Origin of the sequence: Stutzerimonas stutzeri (assembly GCF_002890895.1) — a bacterium.
Lineage (GTDB): Bacteria > Pseudomonadota > Gammaproteobacteria > Pseudomonadales > Pseudomonadaceae > Stutzerimonas > Stutzerimonas stutzeri_AB.
Map to the genome: position 1 here is coordinate 50849 of NZ_POUL01000010.1, position 21731 is coordinate 72579.

General features: G+C 58.9%; 25 protein-coding genes and 1 pseudogene. 13 read left to right on the top strand and 13 right to left on the bottom strand.

The window, feature by feature from the left end; genetic code table 11:
* Positions 1-405 precede the first annotated feature (405 nt).
* Positions 406-846: a hypothetical protein gene (locus tag CXK96_RS20765; protein WP_180981547.1), complete on the bottom strand. Its 441-nt coding sequence runs from the start codon at positions 844-846 to the stop codon at positions 406-408.
* On the opposite strand from CXK96_RS20765, the gene CXK96_RS16930 reads away from it, so the two are divergent.
* From CXK96_RS16930 to CXK96_RS16965, 8 genes are all read left to right on the top strand, one after another.
* A complete protein-coding gene (locus CXK96_RS16930) occupies positions 757-3099 on the top strand; it encodes a tape measure protein (RefSeq protein ID WP_256061671.1) in 2343 nt (780 codons plus the stop codon). The two genes, CXK96_RS20765 and CXK96_RS16930, sit on opposite strands and share 90 nt — an antisense overlap.
* A 35-nt stretch (positions 3100-3134) precedes the next feature.
* A complete protein-coding gene (locus tag CXK96_RS16935) occupies positions 3135-3587 on the top strand; it encodes a hypothetical protein (protein ID WP_102837610.1) in 453 nt (150 codons plus the stop codon).
* Between the two features lie 6 nt (positions 3588-3593).
* Complete coding sequence (locus CXK96_RS16940) at positions 3594-4298, top strand: hypothetical protein (protein WP_102837611.1); 705 nt, start codon at positions 3594-3596, stop codon at positions 4296-4298.
* A gap of 346 nt (positions 4299-4644) precedes the next feature.
* Positions 4645-4842 carry a hypothetical protein gene (locus CXK96_RS16945; protein ID WP_102837612.1) on the top strand — a complete coding sequence of 66 codons (198 nt, stop codon included), beginning with the start codon at positions 4645-4647 and terminating at the stop codon, positions 4840-4842.
* A gap of 217 nt (positions 4843-5059) precedes the next feature.
* Positions 5060-5314, top strand: a complete 255-nt coding sequence (locus tag CXK96_RS16950; RefSeq protein ID WP_102837613.1) for an excisionase — start codon at positions 5060-5062, stop codon at positions 5312-5314.
* A 13-nt stretch (positions 5315-5327) separates the two neighbouring features.
* On the top strand, positions 5328-5558 hold the full coding sequence (locus CXK96_RS16955; RefSeq protein ID WP_102837614.1) for a DUF4224 domain-containing protein: 231 nt from the start codon (positions 5328-5330) through the stop codon (positions 5556-5558).
* Between the two features lie 352 nt (positions 5559-5910).
* Complete coding sequence (locus CXK96_RS20770; RefSeq protein WP_180981552.1) at positions 5911-6054, top strand: hypothetical protein; 144 nt, start codon at positions 5911-5913, stop codon at positions 6052-6054.
* 232 nt (positions 6055-6286) lie between these two features.
* The gene (locus CXK96_RS16965; protein WP_102837615.1) at positions 6287-6550 is read left to right on the top strand and encodes a hypothetical protein; all 264 of its coding nucleotides are present in this window, start codon (positions 6287-6289) and stop codon (positions 6548-6550) included.
* A 143-nt stretch (positions 6551-6693) separates the two neighbouring features.
* Here the strand turns inward: CXK96_RS16965 and CXK96_RS16970 are convergent, their stop codons facing one another.
* From CXK96_RS16970 to CXK96_RS17000, 6 genes are all read right to left on the bottom strand, one after another.
* Positions 6694-7656: a DUF4760 domain-containing protein gene (locus CXK96_RS16970; RefSeq protein WP_180981549.1), complete on the bottom strand. Its 963-nt coding sequence runs from the start codon at positions 7654-7656 to the stop codon at positions 6694-6696.
* Positions 7657-8151: 495 nt separating this feature from the next.
* Positions 8152-8370, bottom strand: a complete 219-nt coding sequence (locus CXK96_RS21015) for a hypothetical protein (RefSeq protein WP_102837616.1) — start codon at positions 8368-8370, stop codon at positions 8152-8154.
* A gap of 62 nt (positions 8371-8432) precedes the next feature.
* Complete coding sequence (locus CXK96_RS16980) at positions 8433-8909, bottom strand: hypothetical protein (protein ID WP_102837617.1); 477 nt, start codon at positions 8907-8909, stop codon at positions 8433-8435.
* Between the two features lie 539 nt (positions 8910-9448).
* Positions 9449-9652, bottom strand: a complete 204-nt coding sequence (locus CXK96_RS16990; protein WP_102837619.1) for a carbon storage regulator — start codon at positions 9650-9652, stop codon at positions 9449-9451.
* A gap of 481 nt (positions 9653-10133) precedes the next feature.
* Positions 10134-10859, bottom strand: coding sequence for a DUF4198 domain-containing protein (locus tag CXK96_RS16995; protein WP_102837620.1), 726 nt, complete (start codon positions 10857-10859; stop codon positions 10134-10136).
* 59 nt (positions 10860-10918) lie between these two features.
* Positions 10919-12976, bottom strand: a complete 2058-nt coding sequence (locus CXK96_RS17000; protein ID WP_102837621.1) for a TonB-dependent siderophore receptor — start codon at positions 12974-12976, stop codon at positions 10919-10921.
* Positions 12977-13176: 200 nt separating this feature from the next.
* Here CXK96_RS17000 and CXK96_RS17005 point away from each other — a divergent pair, with 200 nt between their 5' ends.
* Positions 13177-13545 (top strand): PH domain-containing protein, encoded by a 369-nt coding sequence (locus CXK96_RS17005; RefSeq protein WP_102837622.1) that lies wholly within the window; start codon positions 13177-13179, stop codon positions 13543-13545.
* Between the two features lie 165 nt (positions 13546-13710).
* Here the strand turns inward: CXK96_RS17005 and CXK96_RS17010 are convergent, their stop codons facing one another.
* From CXK96_RS17010 to CXK96_RS17020, 3 genes and pseudogenes are all read right to left on the bottom strand, one after another.
* The gene (locus CXK96_RS17010) at positions 13711-13905 is read right to left on the bottom strand and encodes a hypothetical protein (RefSeq protein ID WP_102837623.1); all 195 of its coding nucleotides are present in this window, start codon (positions 13903-13905) and stop codon (positions 13711-13713) included.
* Between the two features lie 294 nt (positions 13906-14199).
* Positions 14200-14478 (bottom strand): annotated as a pseudogene (locus CXK96_RS17015) (malonate decarboxylase subunit alpha); the annotation flags it as partial.
* Positions 14479-14596: 118 nt separating this feature from the next.
* Positions 14597-15034: a YqaA family protein gene (locus CXK96_RS17020; protein ID WP_102837624.1), complete on the bottom strand. Its 438-nt coding sequence runs from the start codon at positions 15032-15034 to the stop codon at positions 14597-14599.
* A 116-nt stretch (positions 15035-15150) separates the two neighbouring features.
* On the opposite strand from CXK96_RS17020, the gene phnN reads away from it, so the two are divergent.
* A complete protein-coding gene (gene phnN, locus CXK96_RS17025) occupies positions 15151-15690 on the top strand; it encodes a phosphonate metabolism protein/1,5-bisphosphokinase (PRPP-forming) PhnN (protein WP_102837625.1) in 540 nt (179 codons plus the stop codon).
* Between the two features lie 6 nt (positions 15691-15696).
* Here the strand turns inward: phnN and CXK96_RS17030 are convergent, their stop codons facing one another.
* Entirely contained in the window at positions 15697-15939 is a 243-nt protein-coding gene (locus CXK96_RS17030; RefSeq protein WP_102837626.1) for a hypothetical protein, read from the bottom strand.
* 77 nt (positions 15940-16016) lie between these two features.
* Positions 16017-16445: a DNA methylase gene (locus CXK96_RS17035; protein WP_102837627.1), complete on the bottom strand. Its 429-nt coding sequence runs from the start codon at positions 16443-16445 to the stop codon at positions 16017-16019.
* A gap of 381 nt (positions 16446-16826) precedes the next feature.
* Between CXK96_RS17035 and CXK96_RS17040 the strand changes: the two genes are divergently transcribed.
* The 3 genes from CXK96_RS17040 (at position 16827) to CXK96_RS17050 (ending at position 20381) form a co-directional block, all read left to right on the top strand.
* Complete coding sequence (locus CXK96_RS17040; protein ID WP_102837628.1) at positions 16827-17780, top strand: TAXI family TRAP transporter solute-binding subunit; 954 nt, start codon at positions 16827-16829, stop codon at positions 17778-17780.
* Between the two features lie 172 nt (positions 17781-17952).
* The gene (locus CXK96_RS17045) at positions 17953-19986 is read left to right on the top strand and encodes a TRAP transporter permease (protein ID WP_102837629.1); all 2034 of its coding nucleotides are present in this window, start codon (positions 17953-17955) and stop codon (positions 19984-19986) included.
* Complete coding sequence (locus CXK96_RS17050; protein ID WP_102837630.1) at positions 19983-20381, top strand: DUF1850 domain-containing protein; 399 nt, start codon at positions 19983-19985, stop codon at positions 20379-20381. Before CXK96_RS17045 ends, CXK96_RS17050 begins: the two co-directional genes overlap by 4 nt.
* A gap of 103 nt (positions 20382-20484) precedes the next feature.
* Here the strand turns inward: CXK96_RS17050 and CXK96_RS17055 are convergent, their stop codons facing one another.
* Positions 20485-21669: a PepSY-associated TM helix domain-containing protein gene (locus CXK96_RS17055; RefSeq protein ID WP_102837631.1), complete on the bottom strand. Its 1185-nt coding sequence runs from the start codon at positions 21667-21669 to the stop codon at positions 20485-20487.
* Positions 21670-21731 lie beyond the last annotated feature (62 nt).

Sequence of the window (21731 nt, forward strand, 5' to 3'; positions counted from 1 at the left end):
ACACCCTGACCCCTTATTACCCTTGGTCATTTTTCCTTTCGGCAATGGCTAGTACTGGAGCCTTGAATGGCAAACGTTGAGCTCAAGTTTTCGACCGACCTGAACGCGGCAAAGAAAGAGGTTGCCGGGTTCCGGAAGGAATATGCAGAGATGGTCAAAGCGGTCGAAAAGCCGCTCCGGCAGGTCGATGCGCTCAAGAAAACCCAGGAAAATGCCAAAGCCGCATCGGCTGAGTTCTACGCTGCGAAGCGCAGCGTTGAGCAGTTGGCGAAGGCGATGGAGGCCGCCTCCGGCGCGCCGGTAAAGGGTTTGGCTGCCGAGATGAACAAGGCAGAGCGCGCCCTTGCCCGGGCATCCACTGAGTTCGAAAGGCAGAAGGCAAAAGTCCGGGAACAACGGGCGGAGCTACGTGCTGCCGGCGTGGATACCCGCAATCTCGCAGCCGAGCAGAAGCGCCTCGAAGCAGAGATGGCCAAAGGCATGACGGCTGGCCGGAATGATGTCGCAGTGAGGGGCATTCGTGAGCGAGCCAATGCGCTTTCTGAGGTCACTCGTCAGCAGAGGCTGGCGAACATCGAGCAGGCGAAAAGCTCGCTCGGCGTCACTCAGTACCGCGCGGCCGGCGCACAGATCGATCGCCTCCGCGGGCAGTACGAGCTTCTGCGCAAGTCGGGGAGCCTGACCGCCAAGGAACTGGAGGTCGCACAGCGCAACCTCACTCAGCGGATCAATGAGTCTCGCGTAGCCCTGCGTGGAATGGCCGGCGAGCAGCAGAAGATAGGTGGCGGCCGGATCGGCGCTGGATCTGTTGCAGCCGGTGTCGGTGCGGCTTATAGCTCCGCCCAAGCATTGCGCGGGTATGCGCAGATCACCGATACCGCAAAGCAGATGGATGCTCAGTTGAGGCTGGCGACCAACAGTCAGGAGGAGTTCAACCGAGCTCAACAAGAGCTATTCACGATCGCTCAGAACACGGCGGCCCCCGTCGATGATGTCGTTAGAGTCTATGCACGGCTAGCCCCCGCGCTGGATGAAATCGGACGAAAAGGCGACGCCACGAAGGTGGTAGATGCGCTCAGCAAGGCACTGAAAATCAATGGCGCCACGACCGCCGAATCATCCTCTGTGCTTCAACAGTTTTCTCAGGCAATGGGTTCTGGAGTTCTGCGCGGCGAAGAGTTTAATGCGATCGCCGAGGCTGCCCCTCCGCTAATGCGAGCCTTGGCGCAGGGTCTAGGCGTACCCACCGGGGCGCTGCGAGCTATGGCGTCCGAAGGTCAACTCACCGCTGAAGTGATCACCGACCTGACCGTCCAGGCGCTGCCAGACCTGACCAAGGCAGCCGAGAAATTGCCGGACACGGTAGGTAACGCAATGGCTAGGCTTCGGAATGACCTGGTCAAAGCCTTTGGCGAGGGCGACAGTTCCGGCCTTGTCACAGCTATTACGAAGCTGCGCGAGCTGCTGACCGATCCGGCAACCGTCCAAGCGTTGAATGATCTCGCAGCCGGGATGGCCACCCTAGCCGGTTACACTATCACCGCCGCGCGCGAGTTCACCGCCTTTGCCAAGGAACTTTCGTTCGCAGCAGCAGGCGCAGCGGGACACATTGATGAACTGGAAAAGCTGAAGAAGACACTCGCGGGCGTCAAAGCGGCCCGGGATGGCGGCGACTTTATCGGCCGTCCGACAGCCACGTTCTTCATGGACACCAAGCAGCTCGACGATTGGGTAAAGGAGCTCGAGGGGAAGATCGAGGCGATGAACGCCAAGATTGCGGGCATGACCCTTGAGGCATATCGGCAAATGCAGAAAGGCGCCCAGCAGGCAGCCGACCAGCAGAAGGCCGCTGCCGAGGAACAGATAGCAGCCGACGAATACCGATTCCGCCACTTCACCAAGTATGTCGGCGACCTGAAGAGCAAGCAGGGCGAGGCGTTGAAAAATGCTGAGGCGTACCTGAACAAACAGGTCGCACTTGAGCGCAAAGCGACTCAGGATCTAGAGAAAGCCAAGCAGGCCCAGCTCGAAACCCAGCAGCGCTATACCGAGGCGCTTGCCGGTTTGAGCGGCGGCGGTACCGCGTCGTATGGGGCCGCCCAGGATCTGAAGGTAAAGGCCAGCCAGGCGCTGACCAGTGGTGACGTTGAGGGGGCGAAGCAGTACGCGCAGGCCGCGCTGAAAATGCTTCAGGACTTGGCAGATGCCGGGGAAAACACGTTCGGCTTCGAGGGCTTCATCCGCTCACTCCAGGGCATCGAAGACGCCGCTGACAAGATCAATGTGGACAAGGCCAAGCAGGCACTCGACGACGTCAAAAAGAAAGGCGTCGATCTCAAGGCCCTGCTCGACAGCCTCTCCAAGACGACCATCACCGTGAAGATGGACGACGCTGCGCTTGAGGCGGTGCGTCAGCAGATCATCGACCTGAGCAACCTAGCCGGCAAGCCAATCTCGATCATCACGACCGCAGCCAAACCGGGCAGCGAAGGCGGTACCGGCCCCGCTCCATTAGCCCCGGCGATCACGCCGCAGGTGGATCCCGCCGCGGTATCGGCGGCGCAGCAGCAAATTAGCTCGCTTGCTCAAGCGCTTCAGCAGCAGTTAGTCATTCCAGTTACTCCGGTGGCCACTGGGTCGCCAACGATCTACCAAAACGGCAACAGCTACTCGCAATTCCCATCGCAAGAAGGATTCGCGGCTGGTGGCTGGACTGGCCCGGGCGGGAAGTACAAGCCGGCCGGCATCGTTCACGCTGGCGAGCACGTCCAGCCGCAGGAGGTTGTCCGCGAGCCAGGCGCATTGCCTTTCCTCGAGATGATCCGCCGAAACGGTTTCCGGGCAACGCTCGCCAAGATGCAATCGGGAATGCGGGGCTACGCGGAAGGCGGCCTTGTCAGTAGTAGCGCCCTCACACCGCGGTTTCCCGGCATAGGCGACCAGCTTGAGCGCGCCGCCACAGCCGGCCCAAACATGCCCGATCTAGGCCGTGTGGAGTTCGATATGGGCGGCGGAAACAGCTTTTCCATGTATGCCGAGCGCAATCAGATTAGCGAGATCAGAACGGCTGCGAAGAAGTTCGGCCGCACTCATCGCTAATTGCTAAATAAATCAGCTAACCAGCAGGAATATTCATGAACAATGAATCAAGCGGAATTGAATCCTACAAACCAGAAGCCGACAGCGATTGGTTGCTTCAGCACGTTGTCGATCTAACCAACACCGGTATTTCCGTTCCAGTCACGCTGACCACTGCGGCCGGTCTCGTCACGGGCGTCACCATCCACGGCGCTGAATACCTTGATCTGTTCAAGCTGGAACTGACCAAGAATTGGCCGAGCGATATGCAGGGCACCTATTCCGAGGTGGTGGAGCAATGGAAGGCAGACGTTTATCCACGGCCGTCATCGATCGAGCACGATGGTCCTGAACGCTTCGCATCGTTCATCCATCTGAAAGATGCCCGCCTGGTCAACGCCGGCACCGTTGTTCCAGGCAATCGCGGGATGCTTTGGCGCGGACGGTTGACCTCGGTTATTGGCTTCACCATCGGCGTGCTGAGCCATAGCGGCGCTAACGAGGAGTAGCAGTCTATGATCAAGGTCAGCGCCAAAGGCCTCTCTAAGCAGCTTCAGGAGCTGAAGGACATCGAGCAGAAGGCGATGCCATACGCTGCCGCCGCGGCGTTGACCAAGACAGCGGTAGGCCTGAGACAGGCTCTCTCCGCCGAGATGAACAACATCTTCGACAGGCCCACCCCATACACGCTGAGGGCGTTCGAGTACCACGCGGCGACCAAGGAGAAACTCGAGGCACGGGTATGGCTCCGAGAGACCGCAGGAGGGCCCGGCAGCAGGCGAACAAGCACGCAGCCCCCTTCTGTTTGGTTACAGCCTCAGATCTTCGGCGGGCCTCGGCGTGACAAGGGTAGCGAGCGCCAGTTGCGAAAGGATGGGCTGCTGCCTATCGGGAATTACGTTGTGCCAGGCAAAGGGGCACAGCTCGACCAGTACGGCAACATCAAGCGAGGCGACGTTACCAAGGCGCTAGCTGGAGTTAGAAAGAAGTCGAAGCGGTACTTCGTGATGTACCGAGACAAGAAGCCCATCGGTATTGGTCAGCGCACCTCGCCTGGTAAAGGCGGAATGTCTGTACTCCTCGCGTTCGTTGATAAGCCAACCTACTCGAGGCGGCTGCCCTTCCATCAGGTTGCCGAACGATATGTCGAGCAGCACCTGCCTGCTGAGTTCGATAAGGCGCTTGAGGCAATGGTGAAACGATTTGCCCAGACACGTTGATGGGATGCCGCGGGTCCTTCTGGCCACCCCCTACCCCTCGCGGGGTAATTGAGGCCCGACCTTTCGCTATTCATGAGCCTTTCTGAAAGGTTGGTTGTTGTTTAGTTCTGCGGGGCCAAGCCCGATGCGTTTCCGCGCCATACGGGCCGTATACGCAGCTAGGGCGCGGTCTAACACACCAACCGGAACCGGAAACGGCCTCTCTGGGAAAAGTTCGTATGAAGCGAAGGGCCGGGCCCCAATTACCCCGCACCACCCCACCCCCTCAGGAGGACCCAAGGCCACCCCCTGGGTATGGCTGAGCCCGAGCGGAGCAAGTCCGAAAAATCACTAACGGAGAGAACTGATGTCGATCACCTACGGGCGCCCAGAGCAAGAAACTGTCCCGTTTCCGAGAGAGCTCGCTGTATTGATCGTGAAGAAGGCGTGTCGAATGGCAGAGAAGTTCGAGAACGAATGCATCGACACTATGAAACGTGACGCCCGGCGCGCACTGCAGCGTGGTACCGACCCCGCCGCCATCGTTCGCCAGCTTGGCCTCTGAAGGCAATCAACAGGTATCAGGCCCAACTCGTCAATAGCGTTGGGGCAGGTAGGCATATCGTCATTTACTAACTAATTGACGAGTTGCCCCATCCCGTCAATTCCGGACATCATGCCCAACACGTCTATTGCTCGTGATCGGGGCTGAGCGACGCCCTCTTAGTAGATCCGACCGCCTTTCCGCTAGCGAAATACAGCCTCAACGGGAGCGCTATCTCATGGTCAAGTACAAGACCATCAAGCAGTTTGCTGCTGAGAGCGGCTACACCGAGCACGCAATCAGAACTAAGTGTTCCAACGGAACCTGGCTCGAAGGTCAGGTTTGGATCCGCGCTCCGGATAACAAACCGCTGATCAGCGTCGAGGGGTATCACGCCTGGGTTGAATCAGGCCCAGCACCACGGCCAGAGCTACAGGTTGTGACTAAGCCGCAATCAAAAGGCAAGGTAATGAGCCCGCCCCCGCTGACATAACCGAGCAACTAGCTTGTTCCTATCCAGCAAAGAAATCGAGCAGCTGACCGGCTATCAAAAGCCATATGTTCAAGCCCGGTGGTTTGAACAGGCGGGTCTGCCATTTCTAAATGGTGGCGACGGGAAAGTGAAAGTTCGACGCCTAGCAGTCGAGCAGCGGCTGGGGTTGGGGTTGGGCACTAGTCAGCCGCCTAGGCGAGAGCCCCAGCTGCGCTTGGTGGACAAGCAGCGAGGCAAGAACTAACGATGCGGAGAATCCGACTTAACAAGCGCAGAGCACCAACGGTGATCTTCGATGCCGCCCTTCAACCACATCGTTACACTCGTGCGCAGCTGGTTGCTACAAGTGAGCCAGGATCACATGTAAGCGCTTCAGTCAGCGCAGCAAGATATTGCTTCGTTTCGTCCTGCTTTAGTCAATCCACTGGACGCACGCCAAAGCTCCGGCCAGTTCTCTCATCGGAGAAGCTCGGAGATTCGATCGATTCCTTTTCAAAACGAGTCGAGCCGCTTACGGCCATACCTGAATAGCGCACCAAACCTGAATGACGTCGCGCGTCTGCGGTCAACTGCCCAAAGCAGATCGCGGAGTAGTTATGTGCGGACGCATCACGCAGTACAGGCATGCAGTTGAATACCTCGACGCGCTGCAGGTCGACTTGCCGCTGCATAGCGGGATCGACCCAGAGCCGATCGGCCGCTACAACGTGCCGCATAATCGCCTCAGGGAACGCCGCTGAAGGGTAGGGGCCGAGCGGCTCTACATAATCAATCGGGTACCGGTACTGGGCGATGAGTCCGTCATATGATCGCCCCAATACGGGCGATGTTCGAAAGCTGGAATAATATTCACTGCGGCAAGACTACTGGAGACATCTAGCGCGTGGCCTAGGCTGAACACCATAAGCAAATAGGCGTTGTGCATTGATCCAACGGCATTGGCCGAGAAACGACACTCAGGAAGGAATTGTTATGAAAAAGCATTGTCTCGTGATTTGTCTGTCAATTCTTTCAAGCACCGCGGCTGCGCTGGTACCAGCAGAGCTTATAGAAGAAAAAGATTCAATCAGAGAAGAGATGGCGTCCATGAGTTGCAGTGAATTCAAGGCCGGGCTTTCTGAGCTGGCAGATAACGTAGACGTGTTACGACATTTGGAAAAGGGCAGTCTTGAATTCGAAATTGCGCTCTACGGGATTCGCAGCGCATTCGTAAAAGCAAAGTCATGTATCGAGTAGGCTCTCGACTGGCAAACTCGCGGCGAGCTCAGTCATGTATGGCTTATAGGCTTGGGCCAGGGGCCTATGCGGACTCTTGACCCCTTTCGCACCCCTATGCCCCCGCTTTGTTACTTCTGGTAGGTCGGTATCCGCCAGGTGAGTCAACTAGCGGGGCTCTGCTCATTTAGCGGCGCAGAATGTACTGATCCCGTAGCCGTATCACTCGGAACCGCATGCAATGAGGAGGTATGCGGTCCGTTCTTCGGCGAGCTTCCGGTGAGCATTCTATGCAGCTCATCGCGGTCCGGGTATGGTGTTCCGAGCTGAGCGCTGGCTGGATTGCCGCGGTATTTCTCTACTGTGGACTCACCATTCCATTCTTTAGTTAGCCGCACCACCCCTTCAAAGAGTTTGGGGTCCAACTTTTGAGCTTCGATAATCATATGGAAGTGTCTGCGCTCTAGGCCCCCTAGAATAACGCTGAAACACTCACGCAGAAGGCATGCGTCAAGGTCTCGGAATTTGATGCCCTGCGCCAGAAATTCGAAATAGTTCAGGACATAGACCGAGCCGTCTAACGCATCAACGATGTCTTTAGGAATATCCGCGTTGCGATACTCGTCTTTATCAGGGTTCACACGCCACTCTGCCAGTTCCTGCGGCACGGAGCGAGTCCTATAGAATTTCCTCGAATTGCTCAGCTGCCCTTGGTACTCGGTACTAGTCCTTGACGACATGATGATGTTGAGCGTGTGGGTTCTTCGGGCATTAGCTGCCGTGGTAATGGACTGTATCCACCACCCCATCCCGACGAAGACCCCCGTCACTAATATGGACAGCGAGGTCTGGTAGGACTCTTGATAGCGAAGCACCAGATAGCTGGAGACAATGACAATCCAAACTATCCAGCTAAATAGGGGGAGCATCTCGGCAGTGTCTGGATATTTGCGCACGATAAAGCTAAAGGCGGCAAGCACCGCCAGCGAAGCGCCTGCTAACGCGATGAATCCGTCGAGAAATTGAATGTCGAAAGGCAGAGAAGCCTCAGAGCCTGTGAATAAGCTCCGGATCAAGATCCCGATAACCAGGGCAGTGAATGCTGCACCGATCTTAAAGTTGTTCATAAACTTCCCCTGTCAAAGCCATTAAAAAAGGCCCTAAAAAGGGCCTTTTTGTGAGGCTTAGCCTTCACCAAATCCGACGTTCATCATTTTTGATCCACTCCCTATCTAAAGTTTAGACAACCACTCCCCACGCCTGGGGTTTGGCCCACCCTAGGTGAGGGGTGGGATCTCAAAAAATCTGACACTCGGCTAGCTAGTCTGTTCCTTCACCTTACGGGAGCTTCTGTGCATACAAATATGCTTCCAAACGCCCGCCGTCAACAAGAACATAAAACCACTCGGGCCTACTTGTCCTGTAAGGACGCGCACTATGCCACACGCTTCACGCGCTGCGAAGACCTACATCATCGGAAAGACAAACGGCTTCGATCTCTGCCGCAGCGTTCACATTTGTTGCTGCTGGAAGGTGGCGCCGCTGCGAAAATCCGAGTCCCACACTCGCGTGGCTTCTCTGTTCTGAGCGGTCGAGCGATCTCGCTCAACACGAGCCGGGAGTTACATCCCGCTCACGAAGTCATCGCTACCAAGGCGATGCGAGCCGTACGCCACTGAATAGGCGGGGCCGCGACTTTGAGCCTCTGCTTGGGCTACTTCCTCAGTCGCGTAGATATCCACGAAGTGCCATGTATCTCGTCTAACAACACCCCAACCGAGGACCCAGCCAGCGTTATCAGGGTCAGCTGGGAGATTTTTTGCGAGGCTTCGGATTGTCATAGGTATCTCCGTAAGGGGTATAGCTTGGCAGCCAGGGGCAAACAGGAGGATTACCCTGGATATCAGTTGTTGGCTAACAAATGCTGTATTTCTTCGTCGCTCAAGACGCGACCTGAGTACGACGGAAACTGGTCGTTGAGCGTCTGCAGCTCGTTGAGATGCTGGTCTGTCGAAACGCGGTTGATGATGTATTGATGCTCAACGATTAAAAACTTGTCGTGCGGTTCGGCTCGCGTATCTAAAACACGAGTCACCATGCTCATATCCGCCAACTGGACGCTCGAGCCACGATCAGCATTTATCTGCTCGAGCCTCTCGAGATGCACCGCGGTGGCCTTGGTGCTCATGATGAATTCACCGCCTTCTGCAAGGCCACAAACCGAGTAACCACCAAGGGTACCGGTGGGCGTGATCATCAAAATGTGTCCCTCCTCGTGCAGTCGCCCCCTGATCAGTCCGCCAGCACGGCCGTCAATGATCCAGCCACTGTTGAATAGTCTCAGAAACAAATCGAGGTCAATTAGTGGCTGGTCGTCCATCGTCACTCCTCGCAGACTGCAAATTTGCTTGTCTAGCAAAGCCTCCGCCCATGGGGCTTGATCTTCTTTCGGTGCTTAAGAAGGTCATCGACCTTGTTTGACGTTCTGAGCCAGGCAAGCTCGAATGCAATCATTGGTAAGCCGGTGGCGACACCCCAGAACATAACGCCACCATCCGTTCGCCGCATCGCCTCTGGGATGAGCACCAGCCCTAGCCCATAGGTAACAGCGCAGGAAACGAATAGCACGAGGTAGGCGTAGCTACGTACGACGACACGGTTGATCTCCACGCTGTCAAAGCGCCGGCTCTTGATAGCCAAAAGCTGCTTTAGGCGCCAAGCTCGAAGCCTACGCCGTAACGCACCCTTCGCATGGTCCATCCATCTTGGAAGGCGCCGCCAGATCTCGTCCGAAAGCTTAGGCAACACAATTGATAGGATAAGGAGGACCCACCAGGGCGGATTCGCTAGGAGCTCAAGCATGAGGGCACCTAGGCGGGGGCGGCGCGGCAAATTGTTCGCGGCCCCTACGGATGGCCATCATCGTTCTTCCAACTCGCTCCGCAATATCTGCAGATCAAGCGGCGCCTCAATGCCGATACGGACTCGAGCGCCCGTCTCGATTACATTGATGGTGATGCCATCCAGCAGCAACTGCTCAAGAAGCTCTTCAGCGTTTGTGCCTGGCTGAACGCGCAGCGTGATCTTTTCGCCTTCCTTGCGAGTGAGGACTAGGTAGCCCATGGTTGCTTCCTTGCTACGGGTAATGAGGCGGCCGATGCTATCAGTCGGACTCAGTCTCGGACAGGCGTCACCTGATGGCTAATGCATGGACAGCAAGCGGTACGATGTATGCCTACGTGTATGCCAGACAAATACCGCTATTTAAAACCTGTTGATATTCAAAGATTTATGTGTCGAGTTATAAGCTCGCCTGGGCGCCATCTTTAAAGCAAAAAAGCCCCGGATGTTCCATCCGGGGCTTTTTTGTTTCAGGGCTGTCTCTAAGACCGCTATCTGCGCTACGCCGCGACCTGATCAGCATGAGCCAACGGACCCCATGTGGACTCCGTATGACCTGTAGCGCAAGAAACTCAACGATGATTGCTTTTCTGACTAGCCGGTCTACCGCTGAGCACTCGAGCGCTGGCCGCGTCGTGAACCACCAAGAAACGCTTGGTGGTTACGTTTCGATCAAGCTTGTTTTGCTGTGGTATCGATTCAATCAGTGCTCGTGCTTCTCGCTGACGAAACTCAGCGAGGAGAACATGCCACGTACGCGCGCATCCGGATCATCGCTCGGAACGGTGGTAGACGCTGCAATGACGTTGAGGCCGCGGTTGCGCACGGTGATCTTTGCCTTGCCCTCGGCGTCGGTTTTCGTCGCGACCTCGTCGGGGGCGTTCACGAAGTCGGCGACGAGTTCAACGTTGGACGCCGGTTTGCCATCAACCAGGACCTGGACTTCCAATTCCTCGCCGGCTTCAACCGTCAACGGGTCCTGTTGGGGCACGATGACCAACTTCAGCTCATCCAGCGGAGGCAGCTTTGCGCCCTCCTCCAGCACTGCCAGGGTGTACTTGTAGTAGCGGCCGGAATCCAGTGCGTCGGGCACCTGGGTTTCACCGACATTGACCCACTGCTTGTCAGGGGCCTGGGTCCAGTAGCCGTTGTCCAGGGCGACACTGAGCACGGCGGGCGACTTCTGCGGCTTGAGGCGCGCATGGTCTTCGAGCTTTTCGATCGTGACCGAAACATTTTTACCTTGCTGGTCGCTTGCCCAGGCACCGGAGATTTTCTTGGGGTCATAGGCGTTGTCTTCAGCACCATCACCGTAGATCACTTCAATGTTCCCGCGCCGCTCCGCGGTCCAGATGCCGTGAGCCGATACTTGTCCGGCCAGCATAGCGGCCAATAGTGCAGCGGCGATTTTGGCGTGTTGCTTGTTCATTGTTTTTCCTTAAGGGTGGGCCTTGTGACGCCGACTCGGGGGAGCGAGCCGGGTCGTGATTAAAGATTTAGCGACAGGCTCAGGCTGAGGTTGCGCGGTTCACCCGGCATGACCCAAACATTGCTGTAGGAGCGCTCGTAGTAGGTGCGATCGAACGCATTATTCAGGTTCACGCCAAGGGTAAGGTCTTGGGTGGCCTTGTAGCGTGCCAGCAGGTCAACTGAAGTGTAACCCGGCAATTCGAAGCCGCTGTCCGCTACGTTGCCGGAGCGCTCGCCCACGTAATTGACCCCGCCGCCCAGTTCCAAACCGCGTAGCTCGCCGTCGAGGAACTCATACACACCGAGCAGACTGCCGCTGTGCTCGGGCACGTTGAGCAAGCGACTGCCGCGCGTCAGGGTGTTGTCTTCCGTGACCTCAGCATCGACATAGGCGTAGGCGCCGATCACACGAATTTCGTCGGTCAACTGTCCCGTCAGCTGCAGGTCGACTCCGCGGCTGCGCACTTCGCCAGCGGCGATCTGGTACGCGGAGTCGACCGGGTCGGCGGTGAGGACGTTTTCCTTGGTGAGGTGAAAGGCAGCGATGGTCATGCCCAGACGGCTGTCGAGCAGGTCGAATTTGAAGCCCGCTTCGTAGCCAACGCCTTCTTCCGGGTCGAATGCCGTGCCTGACGCATCAGCGCCACTATTGGGCTTGAACGACTGCGAGGCATTGGCGAACACGCCGACTTCCGGTGTCAGCTGATACAGCGCCCCAAGGCGCGGCGTGACCTTTTCATGAGTTTGCTCGGCACGGGTGCCGGCGACTTCGTTATCCAGCCGTTGCTCGTAATGGTCGTAGCGCGCGCCGATGACGCCGAAGAGTTTTTCGCTGAAACGCATCTGATCCTGCAGATTCAGCGATCTGGAATGGATCAACTCGTGGCGATCGGTGCTGCGCCCGCCTGGGCCAATGCTGAATGGCGGCCGCGGCTGCCCATACACAGGCTGGTAGATGTCGATCTGCGAAATAGGTCGGGTGCGCAGCACTTCTTCAGTCTTGGCAAAGCGCTCGTATTCTGTACCGATCAGCAGGTTGTGCTCGATGTCGCCGGTATAGACCAGGCCGCGCAGCTCCAGCTGGGTAATGCTGTCCTGCCACTTGTAATCGCGGTAGCGGTACTCACGGTTAAGGGTGCGCGCGTCGTCTTCGAAAAAACTCGCCTCGGTGGCACCACCACTCAGGCGGCCCTGTTTGTAGTGACTGGCCAGGCGGACGGTCCAGCTGGCGTTCAGATCATGCTCGATCTCGGCCTGCAGGCTTTCGTTGTTGTTGTCGATGTCGCCATCATCTGGCTCACCGAAAAAGTCGGAGCGGGAGACGCTCCCCAGATGATCGTTAGGTGCGACCACGCCGCGGTCGAATACCTGGCTGCTACGGATGACCTCCGCCTGCACCAGCAGGCGCGTCTGCGGCGTCAGCTCCCAGCTGAAGGCGGGCGCGAAGAACTGCCGCTCGCTGGAGCGATAATCACGAAAGCTCTTGTTGTCCTCCACCGCGAGATTCATGCGATAGAGCATCGTGCCCTCTTCATCCAGCGGCGTGTTGACGTCCAGGCTGCTGCGATAGCGATCCCAGCGGCCCGCGCTCAGGTCCAGCCGGGCGAAGCTGTCGTTCTGCGGGCGCTTGCTGACTATGTTGATGGTGCCGCCCGGGTCACCACGACCATACAGACTGGACGCCGGCCCCTTGAGCACGTCGATGCGCTCGACGTTGGAGGGGTCCTGCGGGTTCATGTAGCCACGGTTGACGCTGAAGCCGTCCTTGTAGAACTCCGAGGTGGTCAGACCGCGAATGCTGTATTCGTACATGGTCAGGCCGCCGAAGTCATTCTGCCGCGCCACGCCGCCCGCATAGTCCAGCGCCTTTTCGATTCGCGGACTGTCCAGATCTTCGAGCACCGTGGCGGGGATGACGCTGACCGCCTGCGGAACCTCCTCCAGCGGCGTATCCGTCTTGGTGGCGCTCGCTGACCGCCGAGTCCGGTAGCCCTCTGCTTCGACCTGTTCACGATCGGCCGTGACGACCACTTCTTCGAGAACCGCGCTGTCCGTCTCCTGTGCCAAGGCTGACATGCTTCCTAAACCTGCCGCGGCGGCCAGTCCCAAAATTCTTGCTGCAACGCTACTGCTGTTCATGCCCGCTTCCGATCAAATGTTATACCGTAACATTTGATCGGAAGCTGTCTGCAACTGTCAAGGCCGCAGGCGCTCTGGCAAGCCGCGTTCAGCTAGTGCAGCATGCAGCGACAACGATCCATGTGAGGAACGCAGCGATGATCGATTTCGATAACAAGGGTTTCTTCAAGCTGAAGCAGAACGATGAATACGCAGAGCGGGTCCGCTCGTTGCTACTGGACGACGAACAGGTGATCGATTCCTACAAGTCCATGCGCGACGGCGTGGTGTTTACGGACAAGCGAATCATCGCGGTCAACGTGCAGGGCATCACCGGCAGCAAGAAGGATTTCACGTCCCTGCCCTACAACAACATCGTCGCCTATTCGGTGGAGACGTCGGGGACCTTCGATCTCGACTCGGAGCTAGAGGTGTATTTCTCGTCACTGGGGAAGGTCAGGTTCGAGTTCACCGGCAGGACTTCGATCGTTGAAATCTCGAAGTACATTTCCAAACACGTGCTCTGAACTATGAAGTAAACGCAGACGGCACCGCAGCGCTCTTACCGCAGCTTCGCGGTGCACTGTTCGACTCGTTGTGCTTGTGCATAGGGTAACGAACCAACAGCAGCCCCCGCTCGCTAGCATAGGGTAGCGAGCAGCTTGAATCCCGCAGGAACGAAACGGGCGTCGCTACCGTTCGATCCCCACATCAGGGCAGACTTCTTTAGCCGTTGACGACGCCAAGTCGGCACGGCGCGAACTTGGCTCGGGAGGTTTAGCTTCTTCGGCGCGGATACCTAACGCGACCAACAACGTCTCGCTCATTTCCATGAATGAATAGCCATCGGCCCATATCTCGGTTTTGCCGTTCAGTCTGTTATCCATGCTTTCCATATCCTAGGCTGGTGCGCCCACTCAGCCATGCGTTCGAATTGTTGCGCTACGCCTGTTGGCGATACGGACTTGGAGCATCCTGCGTGCCAACACCTGAAAGACTTTTTTATCTTTTGAATCAATGACTTATTGTTATTCGACTTAACGGTCACTGTTGCAAGATGCACGATCAGCCAACTGTACCCTTGCGATGTGCAAGTTCACGCTTCTGTGTTGCAGGTCACAGAATGGGTCGAAATCATCGATCACATCGCCGTAGGCTCGACCAGTGCCGGGGTGTCTTCGGTGCTCGGCGCGGCTGACGCTTGGCATGATCATGTGCAGGTCATGCAGCTTCCCGGGGTCGGCCTTGGCCAACGAGCGGGAAAGGAAGTCCGCCTGCTTCTGGTTGTTGCCTTCGAGCACCACACGATCACCGGGGGCGATCAGCAGTTCCAGGGCCTCGACGATCCGCTCGCCCGGCAGCACCACGCCGTCGGCGAGGCTGCGCACCTGATCGACACGGCGAGCTTTTTCGGCTCGGCGACGCGACCACTGCGGCGGTGGGGAGATTGTTGTTGTCATGCTGACTCCACAGGTTTTCCGCTTTGTGGAGCGCACAGTAGGAGTGTGACCGGAAGGTCATCAATCAAGCACGGAGGCGTTTCGTTACGCTGAGGTTAACGATTCGGCATGGCGGCGCTCAGAACCAACCGAGGGTCACGCTGGCGAGCAGCAGGTAGCGGCCGCCCTTGGCCAGCGTTACCAGCAACAGGAAGCTCCACAGCGGCTCCCGCAGCGTACCGGCGACGACTGTCAGCGGGTCGCCGATGATCGGCACCCAGCTCAGCAGCAGCGACCAGCGGCCGAAGCGGTGATATTGCCGCTGGGCACGCTTCAGCTGCTGCTCGCTGACCGGAAACCAGCGCTTGTGGCGCAGGCGTTCGATGGAGCGGCCGAGCAGCCAGTTGACCAAGGAGCCCAACACGTTGCCCAGCGTGGCCACCAGCAGCAGTCCCGTTGCTGAATAGCCGCCATGCAGCAGCAGCCCGACCAATACCGCCTCGGACTGAGCAGGTACCAGCGTGGCCGCGGCGAAGGCAGCGCCAAACAGGCCAAGGTAGGCAGTCAGGTCAAACATATGAGTTACGGGATCTAGGGTTTAGGTATCGCGGGCGGCGAGAAACGAGAAGGCTCGGCGAAAATCTGGCAGGCTGCAGCGTCGGCTTCACAGATGCAAGGTTACCGAGGATTTTGATGGAAGGCAGGTTGATCTACCTCATTGGTCCCTCCGGCTCGGGCAAGGACAGCGTGCTCGATGCGGCACGCGAGGCCCTGGCCGAGCGCGGCGTTCGAGTCGCACGGCGGGTCATTACCCGCTCGGCCGAGGCCGTGGGTGAATCCGCCGAGGCCGTCACTCATGACGAGTTTGACCGCCTGGAACGTGCCGGTGCCTTCGCCATGAGCTGGCGCGCCAACGAGCTGGCCTATGGCATCCCAATCCAGATCGACCAGTGGCTGGCCGCCGGTGAGGATGTGCTGGTCAACGGATCGCGTGGCTATCTGGAGCAGGCGCGCCAGCGTTATCCGGACCTGCTGGCGGTGTTGCTCAGCGTGCGCCCGGAGGTACTGCGCCAGCGCCTGCTCAAGCGCAACCGCGAGATACCGGAGCAGATCGAGGCGCGGCTGGCGCGTAATGCGCGTTTCGAGGATTCGCTGGACGAACTCTTCCTGCTGGACAATTCAGGCGATCTTCAAGAGACGGTCGACAAGCTGCTGCGCATCATCGACCGCTAAACGCCTTCATCGGCCCGGTTGCGGATAGAAGCCCGGCACTGCGTTGGGCCGATCTCTACGACCGGCCGGCATGCTGCAGTTGAGGTCGCGGAAAGGCTGGCCGTTGAGCAGCTCCCAGCCATGACCCGGCGAGGTCTGGCGACAGATGACCGTGCCATCGGCCTTGCTCTGCCATTGGTAATAAGGGGCCGGAGCGGCTGAAGCCAGCACGGGCAGCAACAGGCTGAACGCAATGAGAAAGGCGCGCATGGATTGGGCTTCGTTGGAGGGCTGGCGCCACTTTAGCCGGATCGGCCCGCAGCGCAAGCGCGGCCTGTCGGCACGCCTCAATACCAGACCTTTTCCGCCTCGCGCATGAAGATTTCTATGGTTTTCGGCCCGATCCCTTCGAACTCGCCCAGCCGCTTCTCCAGGTCCTTGCGGTCCTTGCTTTGCTCGCGCATGTTGCCGAGCTTGCCGCCGTATTCGCTGTTGAGCTTGTTGCAGAGCTTGAGCAGTCGCTCGGCAGTCGACTCGTCATAGCGCACGTAGCGACCCTCGCCGAGCATGTTCACCAACTCCTGCCAGCTGCAGTTGCAGAGTTTGCGCGGGGTGTCACGCTGGTGCTTCTCGACGATCACCCGATAGGTATCCGCCGCGATGTCCTGCTGGATGCGCTTGCCGAACAGGAAGCTGGCGATGAACCACTTGAACAGTTCACCTTCGCCCTGACTGATATCGATCCCGAGTTGCTTAGCACTGATTTCGCTGGCCATTGCCCTGTCTCGTTCGCGGTGAATTCATCTCTTTGCGACGCCCCTCAGGCGCTAGGGTTCGCTGCTGGCATGTGCAGCGATAGGCAAGAATCCGCCGACAGACCCTCCAATCATGAGCGACTTCTTGCCAATGGTGGTTTGTTGCCGGCTCGGATGGGCTGGAACAGAGCCTTCAGCGCTTGTGGCACAGCTCGTGCTACGTCTGAACTGCCCGATGCGACGACCAATGACAAGAAAAGCCGCACAGCGCTTCTGCTCTCCTCCGTGAAAGCACGTCCGACGCCGTCTCCCTTTTCTTGTCTTTGCATGCAGCCCTGGCGCTGTAGCTGATCGTCTATCGTCAGTTCTGCAAGACCAATAACAACGAAACGGAGAGACACCATGAGATTGACCAAACGCTTCAGCCTGCTCGCTGCCGCAGCGGCCTTCACAGCCAGCACCGCCGCAGTCGCTGCCCCGACCTTCATCAACATCCTCACGGGCGGCACCAGCGGTGTGTACTACCCGATCGGGGTGGGCATCTCCCAGCTGTACAGCAAAGGCATCGACGGCGCGAAAACCTCCGTGCAGGCAACCAAGGCTTCGGTCGAAAACCTTAATCTGCTGCAAGCCGGCCGTGGCGAGCTGGGCTTTGCTCTCGGCGATTCCGTGGCTGACGGCTGGAATGGCGTCGAGGACGCCGGCTTCAAGGCGCCCCTGAAGAAACTGCGCGCCATCGGCGGCAGCTACCCGAACTACATCCAGATCGTTGCCAGCAAGGAATCCGGCATCAAGACGCTGGCCGACCTGAAGGGCAAGTCGCTATCCGTCGGCGCGCCGAAGTCCGGCACCGAACTGAACGCCCGCGCCATCCTCAAGGCTGCCGGCCTGAGCTACGAAGACATGGGCAAGGTCGAATACCTTCCGTTTGCAGAATCGGTCGAGCTGATCAAGAACCGCCAGTTGGATGCCACCCTGCAGTCGGCCGGCCTGGGCATGGCTGCGATTCGCGACCTGGCTTCGACCATGCCGCTGAACTACGTGGAAATTCCGCAGGATGTGGTCGCCAAGATTGGCAACGATGCCTACCAGGCAGCCAAGATCCCGGCAGGCACCTATGACGGCCAGGAAGCCGATGTGCCGACCGTGGCCATCACCAACATCCTCGTGACCCATTCGGACGTGCCGGACGATATTGCCTATCAGATGACCAAACTGCTGTTCGAGAACCTTGATCAGCTGGGCAACGCGCACTCCGCTGCCAAGGACATCAAGCTGGAAAACGCGACCAAGGCGCTGCCGATCCCGCTGCATCCGGGTGCCGAGCGTTACTACAAGGAAGCCGGCGTACTCTGATCACGCCCCTGGGCAGCCCGTGCGCTGCCCAACCTGAACCGCAGGCGTCGGTCCTGACGCTTGCGGCTCGCCCAATCCGAATCTGAAGAGGCGCTAGTAAAACCAGCGTGAAATCACGGCAGGTTTTGTTAGCGGCTCTACGCGACCACGCTTTATCGGCTCGAGGCAATTCATGAGCGAACTACAACAAGAGGAAGGCCTGGCAGGTAGCGCAGCCGATTGGCCAAAAGCTTTGTTTTATGTGGCCCTGCTGTTTTCCATCTACCAGATTGTCATGGCGGCGTTTCACCCGGTATCGAGCCAGGTACTGCGAGCGGGGCATGTCGGCTTTCTGCTGATGGTCGTTTTTCTGTATTTTCCCGCCGGGGGCAATGGTCGCCCCTGGCAGCCGCTGGCCTGGGTGCTGGCCCTGGCCGGCATGGGCACGGCGTTCTATCAGTGGTATTTCGAAGCCGACCTGATCCAGCGCTCCGGTGACCTCACCACCCTGGACTTCGCTGTCGGCGTCCTGCTGATCGCGCTGGTGTTCGAAGCCGCTCGCCGGGTCATGGGCATCGCCTTGCCGATCATCTGCGCCATATTCCTCGCCTATGGGCTACTCGGTCAGTATCTGCCCGGGGATCTCGCGCACCGTGGCTACGGCATCGACCAGATGGTCAACCAGCTCGCCTTTGGCACCGAAGGCCTGTACGGCACGCCGACCTACGTCTCGGCAACCTACATCTTTCTGTTCATCCTCTTCGGCGCCTTTCTTGAGCAGGCCGGGATGATCAAGCTGTTCACCGACTTCGCCATGGGCCTGTTCGGCCACAAGCTGGGCGGTCCGGCCAAGGTCTCGGTGGTGTCTTCGGCATTGATGGGCACCATCACCGGTTCCGGCGTCGCCAACGTGGTGACCACCGGCCAATTCACCATCCCCCTGATGAAACGCTTCGGCTACAAGGCCGCTTTTGCGGGCGGTGTCGAAGCGACATCCTCGATGGGCAGCCAGATGATGCCGCCAGTGATGGGCGCCGTGGCGTTCATCATGGCTGAAACCATCAACGTGCCCTTCATCGAAGTCGCCAAGGCCGCGCTGATTCCGGCCCTGCTGTACTTCGGCTCGGTGTTCTGGATGGTTCACCTCGAAGCCAAGCGCGCTAACCTCAAAGGCCTGCCGAAAGAGGAGTGCCCCAGCGCAATGGCCGCGGTCAAGCAGCGCTGGTACCTGCTGATTCCGCTGGGTGTACTGGTCTATCTGCTGTTTTCCGGACGCACGCCGCTGTTCTCCGGAATGGTCGGCCTGGCGCTGACAGCGATCGTCATCCTTGGCTCGGCAATCATCCTCAAAGTCTCGTCATTCGGCCTGCGCATTGCCTTCTGGATCGCACTGGGCGTGCTCTGTGCCGGATTCTTCCAACTCGGTATCGGGGTCATCTTCGCGGTCATCGCGGTGCTGGTGGTGATCTGCTGGTTCATCAAAGGCGGACGCGACACCCTGGTGGTCTGCCTGCACGCGCTGGTCGAAGGCGCACGCCATGCGGTACCGGTGGGCATTGCCTGCGCCCTGGTCGGCGTGATCATCGGTGTGGTGTCGTTGACCGGTGTGGCCTCGACCTTTGCCGGCTATATCCTCGCGGTCGGTGAGAACAATCTGTTCCTCTCGCTGATCCTGACGATGCTGACCTGCCTGGTGTTGGGCATGGGCATTCCGACTATCCCCAACTACATCATCACCAGCTCGATCGCCGCACCGGCGCTGCTGGACCTCGGGGTCCCGCTGCTCGTCTCGCACATGTTCGTGTTCTATTTCGGCATCCTCGCCGACCTCACGCCGCCGGTGGCGCTGGCCTGCTTCGCGGCGGCACCGATCGCCAAGGAAACCGGACTGAAGATCAGCATGTGGGCAGTGCGCATCGCCATCGCCGGCTTCGTGGTGCCGTTCATGGCGGTCTACAACCCCTCGCTGATGATGCAAGGCGACAGCCTGTGGATGACCGCTTACATGGTTCTCAAGGCCGCTTTCGCGATTGGACTCTGGGGCGTCGCCACGATTGGTTACCTGCAGCGCCCGCTGGCCTGGTGGGAGCGTGTGCTTGGTTTCGCCGCTGGCGCGACGCTGATCATGGCCATGCCGATCACCGATGAAATCGGCTTCGGTATTGGCCTTCTGTTGCTTGCACAGCACATCGTGCGTGCCCGTCGTGCCGGGCCGGTACTGGCGTGATCGGACTCTGTCTGGGGCTGGCCGGGGTGGTGTGGGCGGAGGTACCCATCGCCGACTTCACCTTGGCCTGGAACCACACCATCGAGAAGATCCGCTGGGAAGAGGATTACCGCGTGACGCAGGACGGGCTGCTGCTCGGCGAAGCGCGGGTCAAGGGTTCAGGCGCCGGGATGGAAATCCCGGATGGCGCCGAACTGCGTGACGGGGCCTGGCACTACCAGCGCCAGATGCCGCCGTTGCAACCGCTGCGAGTGGGGCGAACCCCCGAAGCAGGGGATTACCAATTGTGTTTCGACCAGCGTTGCCACGCCTTGAGCGAATGGCTGGGCCCGCCAAAAGCGGCCCAGCCCGCGCTGGAACTCTGGAGCTGCGCCGCGCAGGTGGTGGGCTCCTAACGTACGGCCTGCATGGCCTCGCGGTCATGTAGGTTGCACACACCGCCTGGTGGATCGGTGAAGCGTGATCCACCCTACGTTGGCTCATCGCCTACGGCGGTTATCAGGTGGCCTGCAACGTCGCTCTGCGCTTGCTTGCTGCAAGCTGTCTGGCGCGCAACTTGCGCCACCAGATCACCACGCCAGTCACCGACAGCACGGCAATTGCCAACCCTAATACCGCGATCAGAATGCGCCCAGGCATACCCAGGATCCGGCCGCCGTGTATCGCGGGTTGCAGCATGTGGAACTGCTCACCCAAGGTGCCCTGCCCCGGTATCTCCTGTCCCAGCAATTGCGTGCCGTCGCTGCCGTGAAAAAACAGCCAGGCATTGCCCTGGTTGCTGTCGTGGTCACCGAATCCGGCACCGTAGAAGTTGTACTCGAAGCTGTAATACAGCTCACCGATGGGTTCGCTCAGACCCAGGTCGGCGGCGTGCTGCATGGCGAAGTCATAGGCCCGATGGAAGTCGTACTGCGTCACACCCAACTCGTCCTTTGGCAGCTTTCCGCGCGCCGCGTAGACGCTCGGCTCCACCGTTGATACCAACGACACCACCGGTTTGAAGACCTGCTCAGGCAGGTTCATGGCGATGCTGCTGATGGCGACCGGGGTGAGCAGCAACCAAAGCCACAGCCCGCCGGCGCGATGCACGTCGTGGTTGAGCCGCTGGCGCTTGATCTTCCAGGCGGTTCTCCACTTGCCAAAGAACGGCCGCCCACGCGGAAAGGTCAGCAGCAGCGAGACGACACAGTCGAGGGTCCAGAGGATTGCGACGACGCCCATCAGCCAGAGGCCCCAATTGCCCGGCAGCGTCAGGTTGTAGTGAAACTCCAGCATGAAGGGCACGAAGTTCTTGCGCGAAAAACAACACTCGCCCCAATAGCGTGTGCCAACCAGATCGCCCGTCACCGCATCGAGGTAATGCACCACCGGCTGTTCTTCATAAGGCTTGCCGGTTGCAGGATCATTGCGCGGTACCAACGCCATCAGCGCGGCATGCCCCGGCTCGTCCGGAAACTTCATGTACCAGACTTGCATGCGCGGATTGGCCTGCTCTACCCGGTCGACCAGCGCCCCCGGCGCCAGCACCGGACCTTCGCTGGCGGTGTGATAGAACTCGGGATTCAGCCATTCATCCAGCTCATGATGGAAGGCCAACACATTGCCAGTGATACCGGCGAGAAACAGAAACAGCGCCGTCGCCAGTCCAATGTAGCGGTGCAGCAGTACGAGGATCGAACGCATGGTCGGTGTCCGTCTTGCAGAACGCACAAAGCCGCCGGCCCATCACAGGCCAGCGGCTTTCG

Coding starts and splice junctions, on each gene's coding strand:
- CXK96_RS17030 (WP_102837626.1), bottom strand. CDS start 15,939: ATGCGCGCCTTTCTCATTGCGTTCAGCCTGTTGCTGCCCGTGCTGGCT.
- CXK96_RS17005 (WP_102837622.1), top strand. CDS start 13,177: ATGATCGATTTCGATAACAAGGGTTTCTTCAAGCTGAAGCAGAACGAT.
- CXK96_RS17000 (WP_102837621.1), bottom strand. CDS start 12,976: ATGTCAGCCTTGGCACAGGAGACGGACAGCGCGGTTCTCGAAGAAGTG.
- CXK96_RS16980 (WP_102837617.1), bottom strand. CDS start 8,909: ATGGACGACCAGCCACTAATTGACCTCGATTTGTTTCTGAGACTATTC.
- CXK96_RS16940 (WP_102837611.1), top strand. CDS start 3,594: ATGATCAAGGTCAGCGCCAAAGGCCTCTCTAAGCAGCTTCAGGAGCTG.
- CXK96_RS16965 (WP_102837615.1), top strand. CDS start 6,287: ATGAAAAAGCATTGTCTCGTGATTTGTCTGTCAATTCTTTCAAGCACC.
- CXK96_RS17055 (WP_102837631.1), bottom strand. CDS start 21,669: ATGCGTTCGATCCTCGTACTGCTGCACCGCTACATTGGACTGGCGACG.
- CXK96_RS20770 (WP_180981552.1), top strand. CDS start 5,911: ATGTGCGGACGCATCACGCAGTACAGGCATGCAGTTGAATACCTCGAC.
- CXK96_RS17010 (WP_102837623.1), bottom strand. CDS start 13,905: ATGGATAACAGACTGAACGGCAAAACCGAGATATGGGCCGATGGCTAT.
- CXK96_RS16970 (WP_180981549.1), bottom strand. CDS start 7,656: ATGAACAACTTTAAGATCGGTGCAGCATTCACTGCCCTGGTTATCGGG.
- CXK96_RS16950 (WP_102837613.1), top strand. CDS start 5,060: ATGGTCAAGTACAAGACCATCAAGCAGTTTGCTGCTGAGAGCGGCTAC.
- CXK96_RS16995 (WP_102837620.1), bottom strand. CDS start 10,859: ATGAACAAGCAACACGCCAAAATCGCCGCTGCACTATTGGCCGCTATG.
- CXK96_RS16945 (WP_102837612.1), top strand. CDS start 4,645: ATGTCGATCACCTACGGGCGCCCAGAGCAAGAAACTGTCCCGTTTCCG.
- CXK96_RS16935 (WP_102837610.1), top strand. CDS start 3,135: ATGAACAATGAATCAAGCGGAATTGAATCCTACAAACCAGAAGCCGAC.
- phnN (WP_102837625.1), top strand. CDS start 15,151: ATGGAAGGCAGGTTGATCTACCTCATTGGTCCCTCCGGCTCGGGCAAG.
- CXK96_RS16990 (WP_102837619.1), bottom strand. CDS start 9,652: ATGGGCTACCTAGTCCTCACTCGCAAGGAAGGCGAAAAGATCACGCTG.
- CXK96_RS17020 (WP_102837624.1), bottom strand. CDS start 15,034: ATGTTTGACCTGACTGCCTACCTTGGCCTGTTTGGCGCTGCCTTCGCC.
- CXK96_RS17040 (WP_102837628.1), top strand. CDS start 16,827: ATGAGATTGACCAAACGCTTCAGCCTGCTCGCTGCCGCAGCGGCCTTC.
- CXK96_RS17035 (WP_102837627.1), bottom strand. CDS start 16,445: ATGGCCAGCGAAATCAGTGCTAAGCAACTCGGGATCGATATCAGTCAG.
- CXK96_RS21015 (WP_102837616.1), bottom strand. CDS start 8,370: ATGACAATCCGAAGCCTCGCAAAAAATCTCCCAGCTGACCCTGATAAC.
- CXK96_RS16930 (WP_256061671.1), top strand. CDS start 757: ATGGCCGGCGAGCAGCAGAAGATAGGTGGCGGCCGGATCGGCGCTGGA.
- CXK96_RS17045 (WP_102837629.1), top strand. CDS start 17,953: ATGAGCGAACTACAACAAGAGGAAGGCCTGGCAGGTAGCGCAGCCGAT.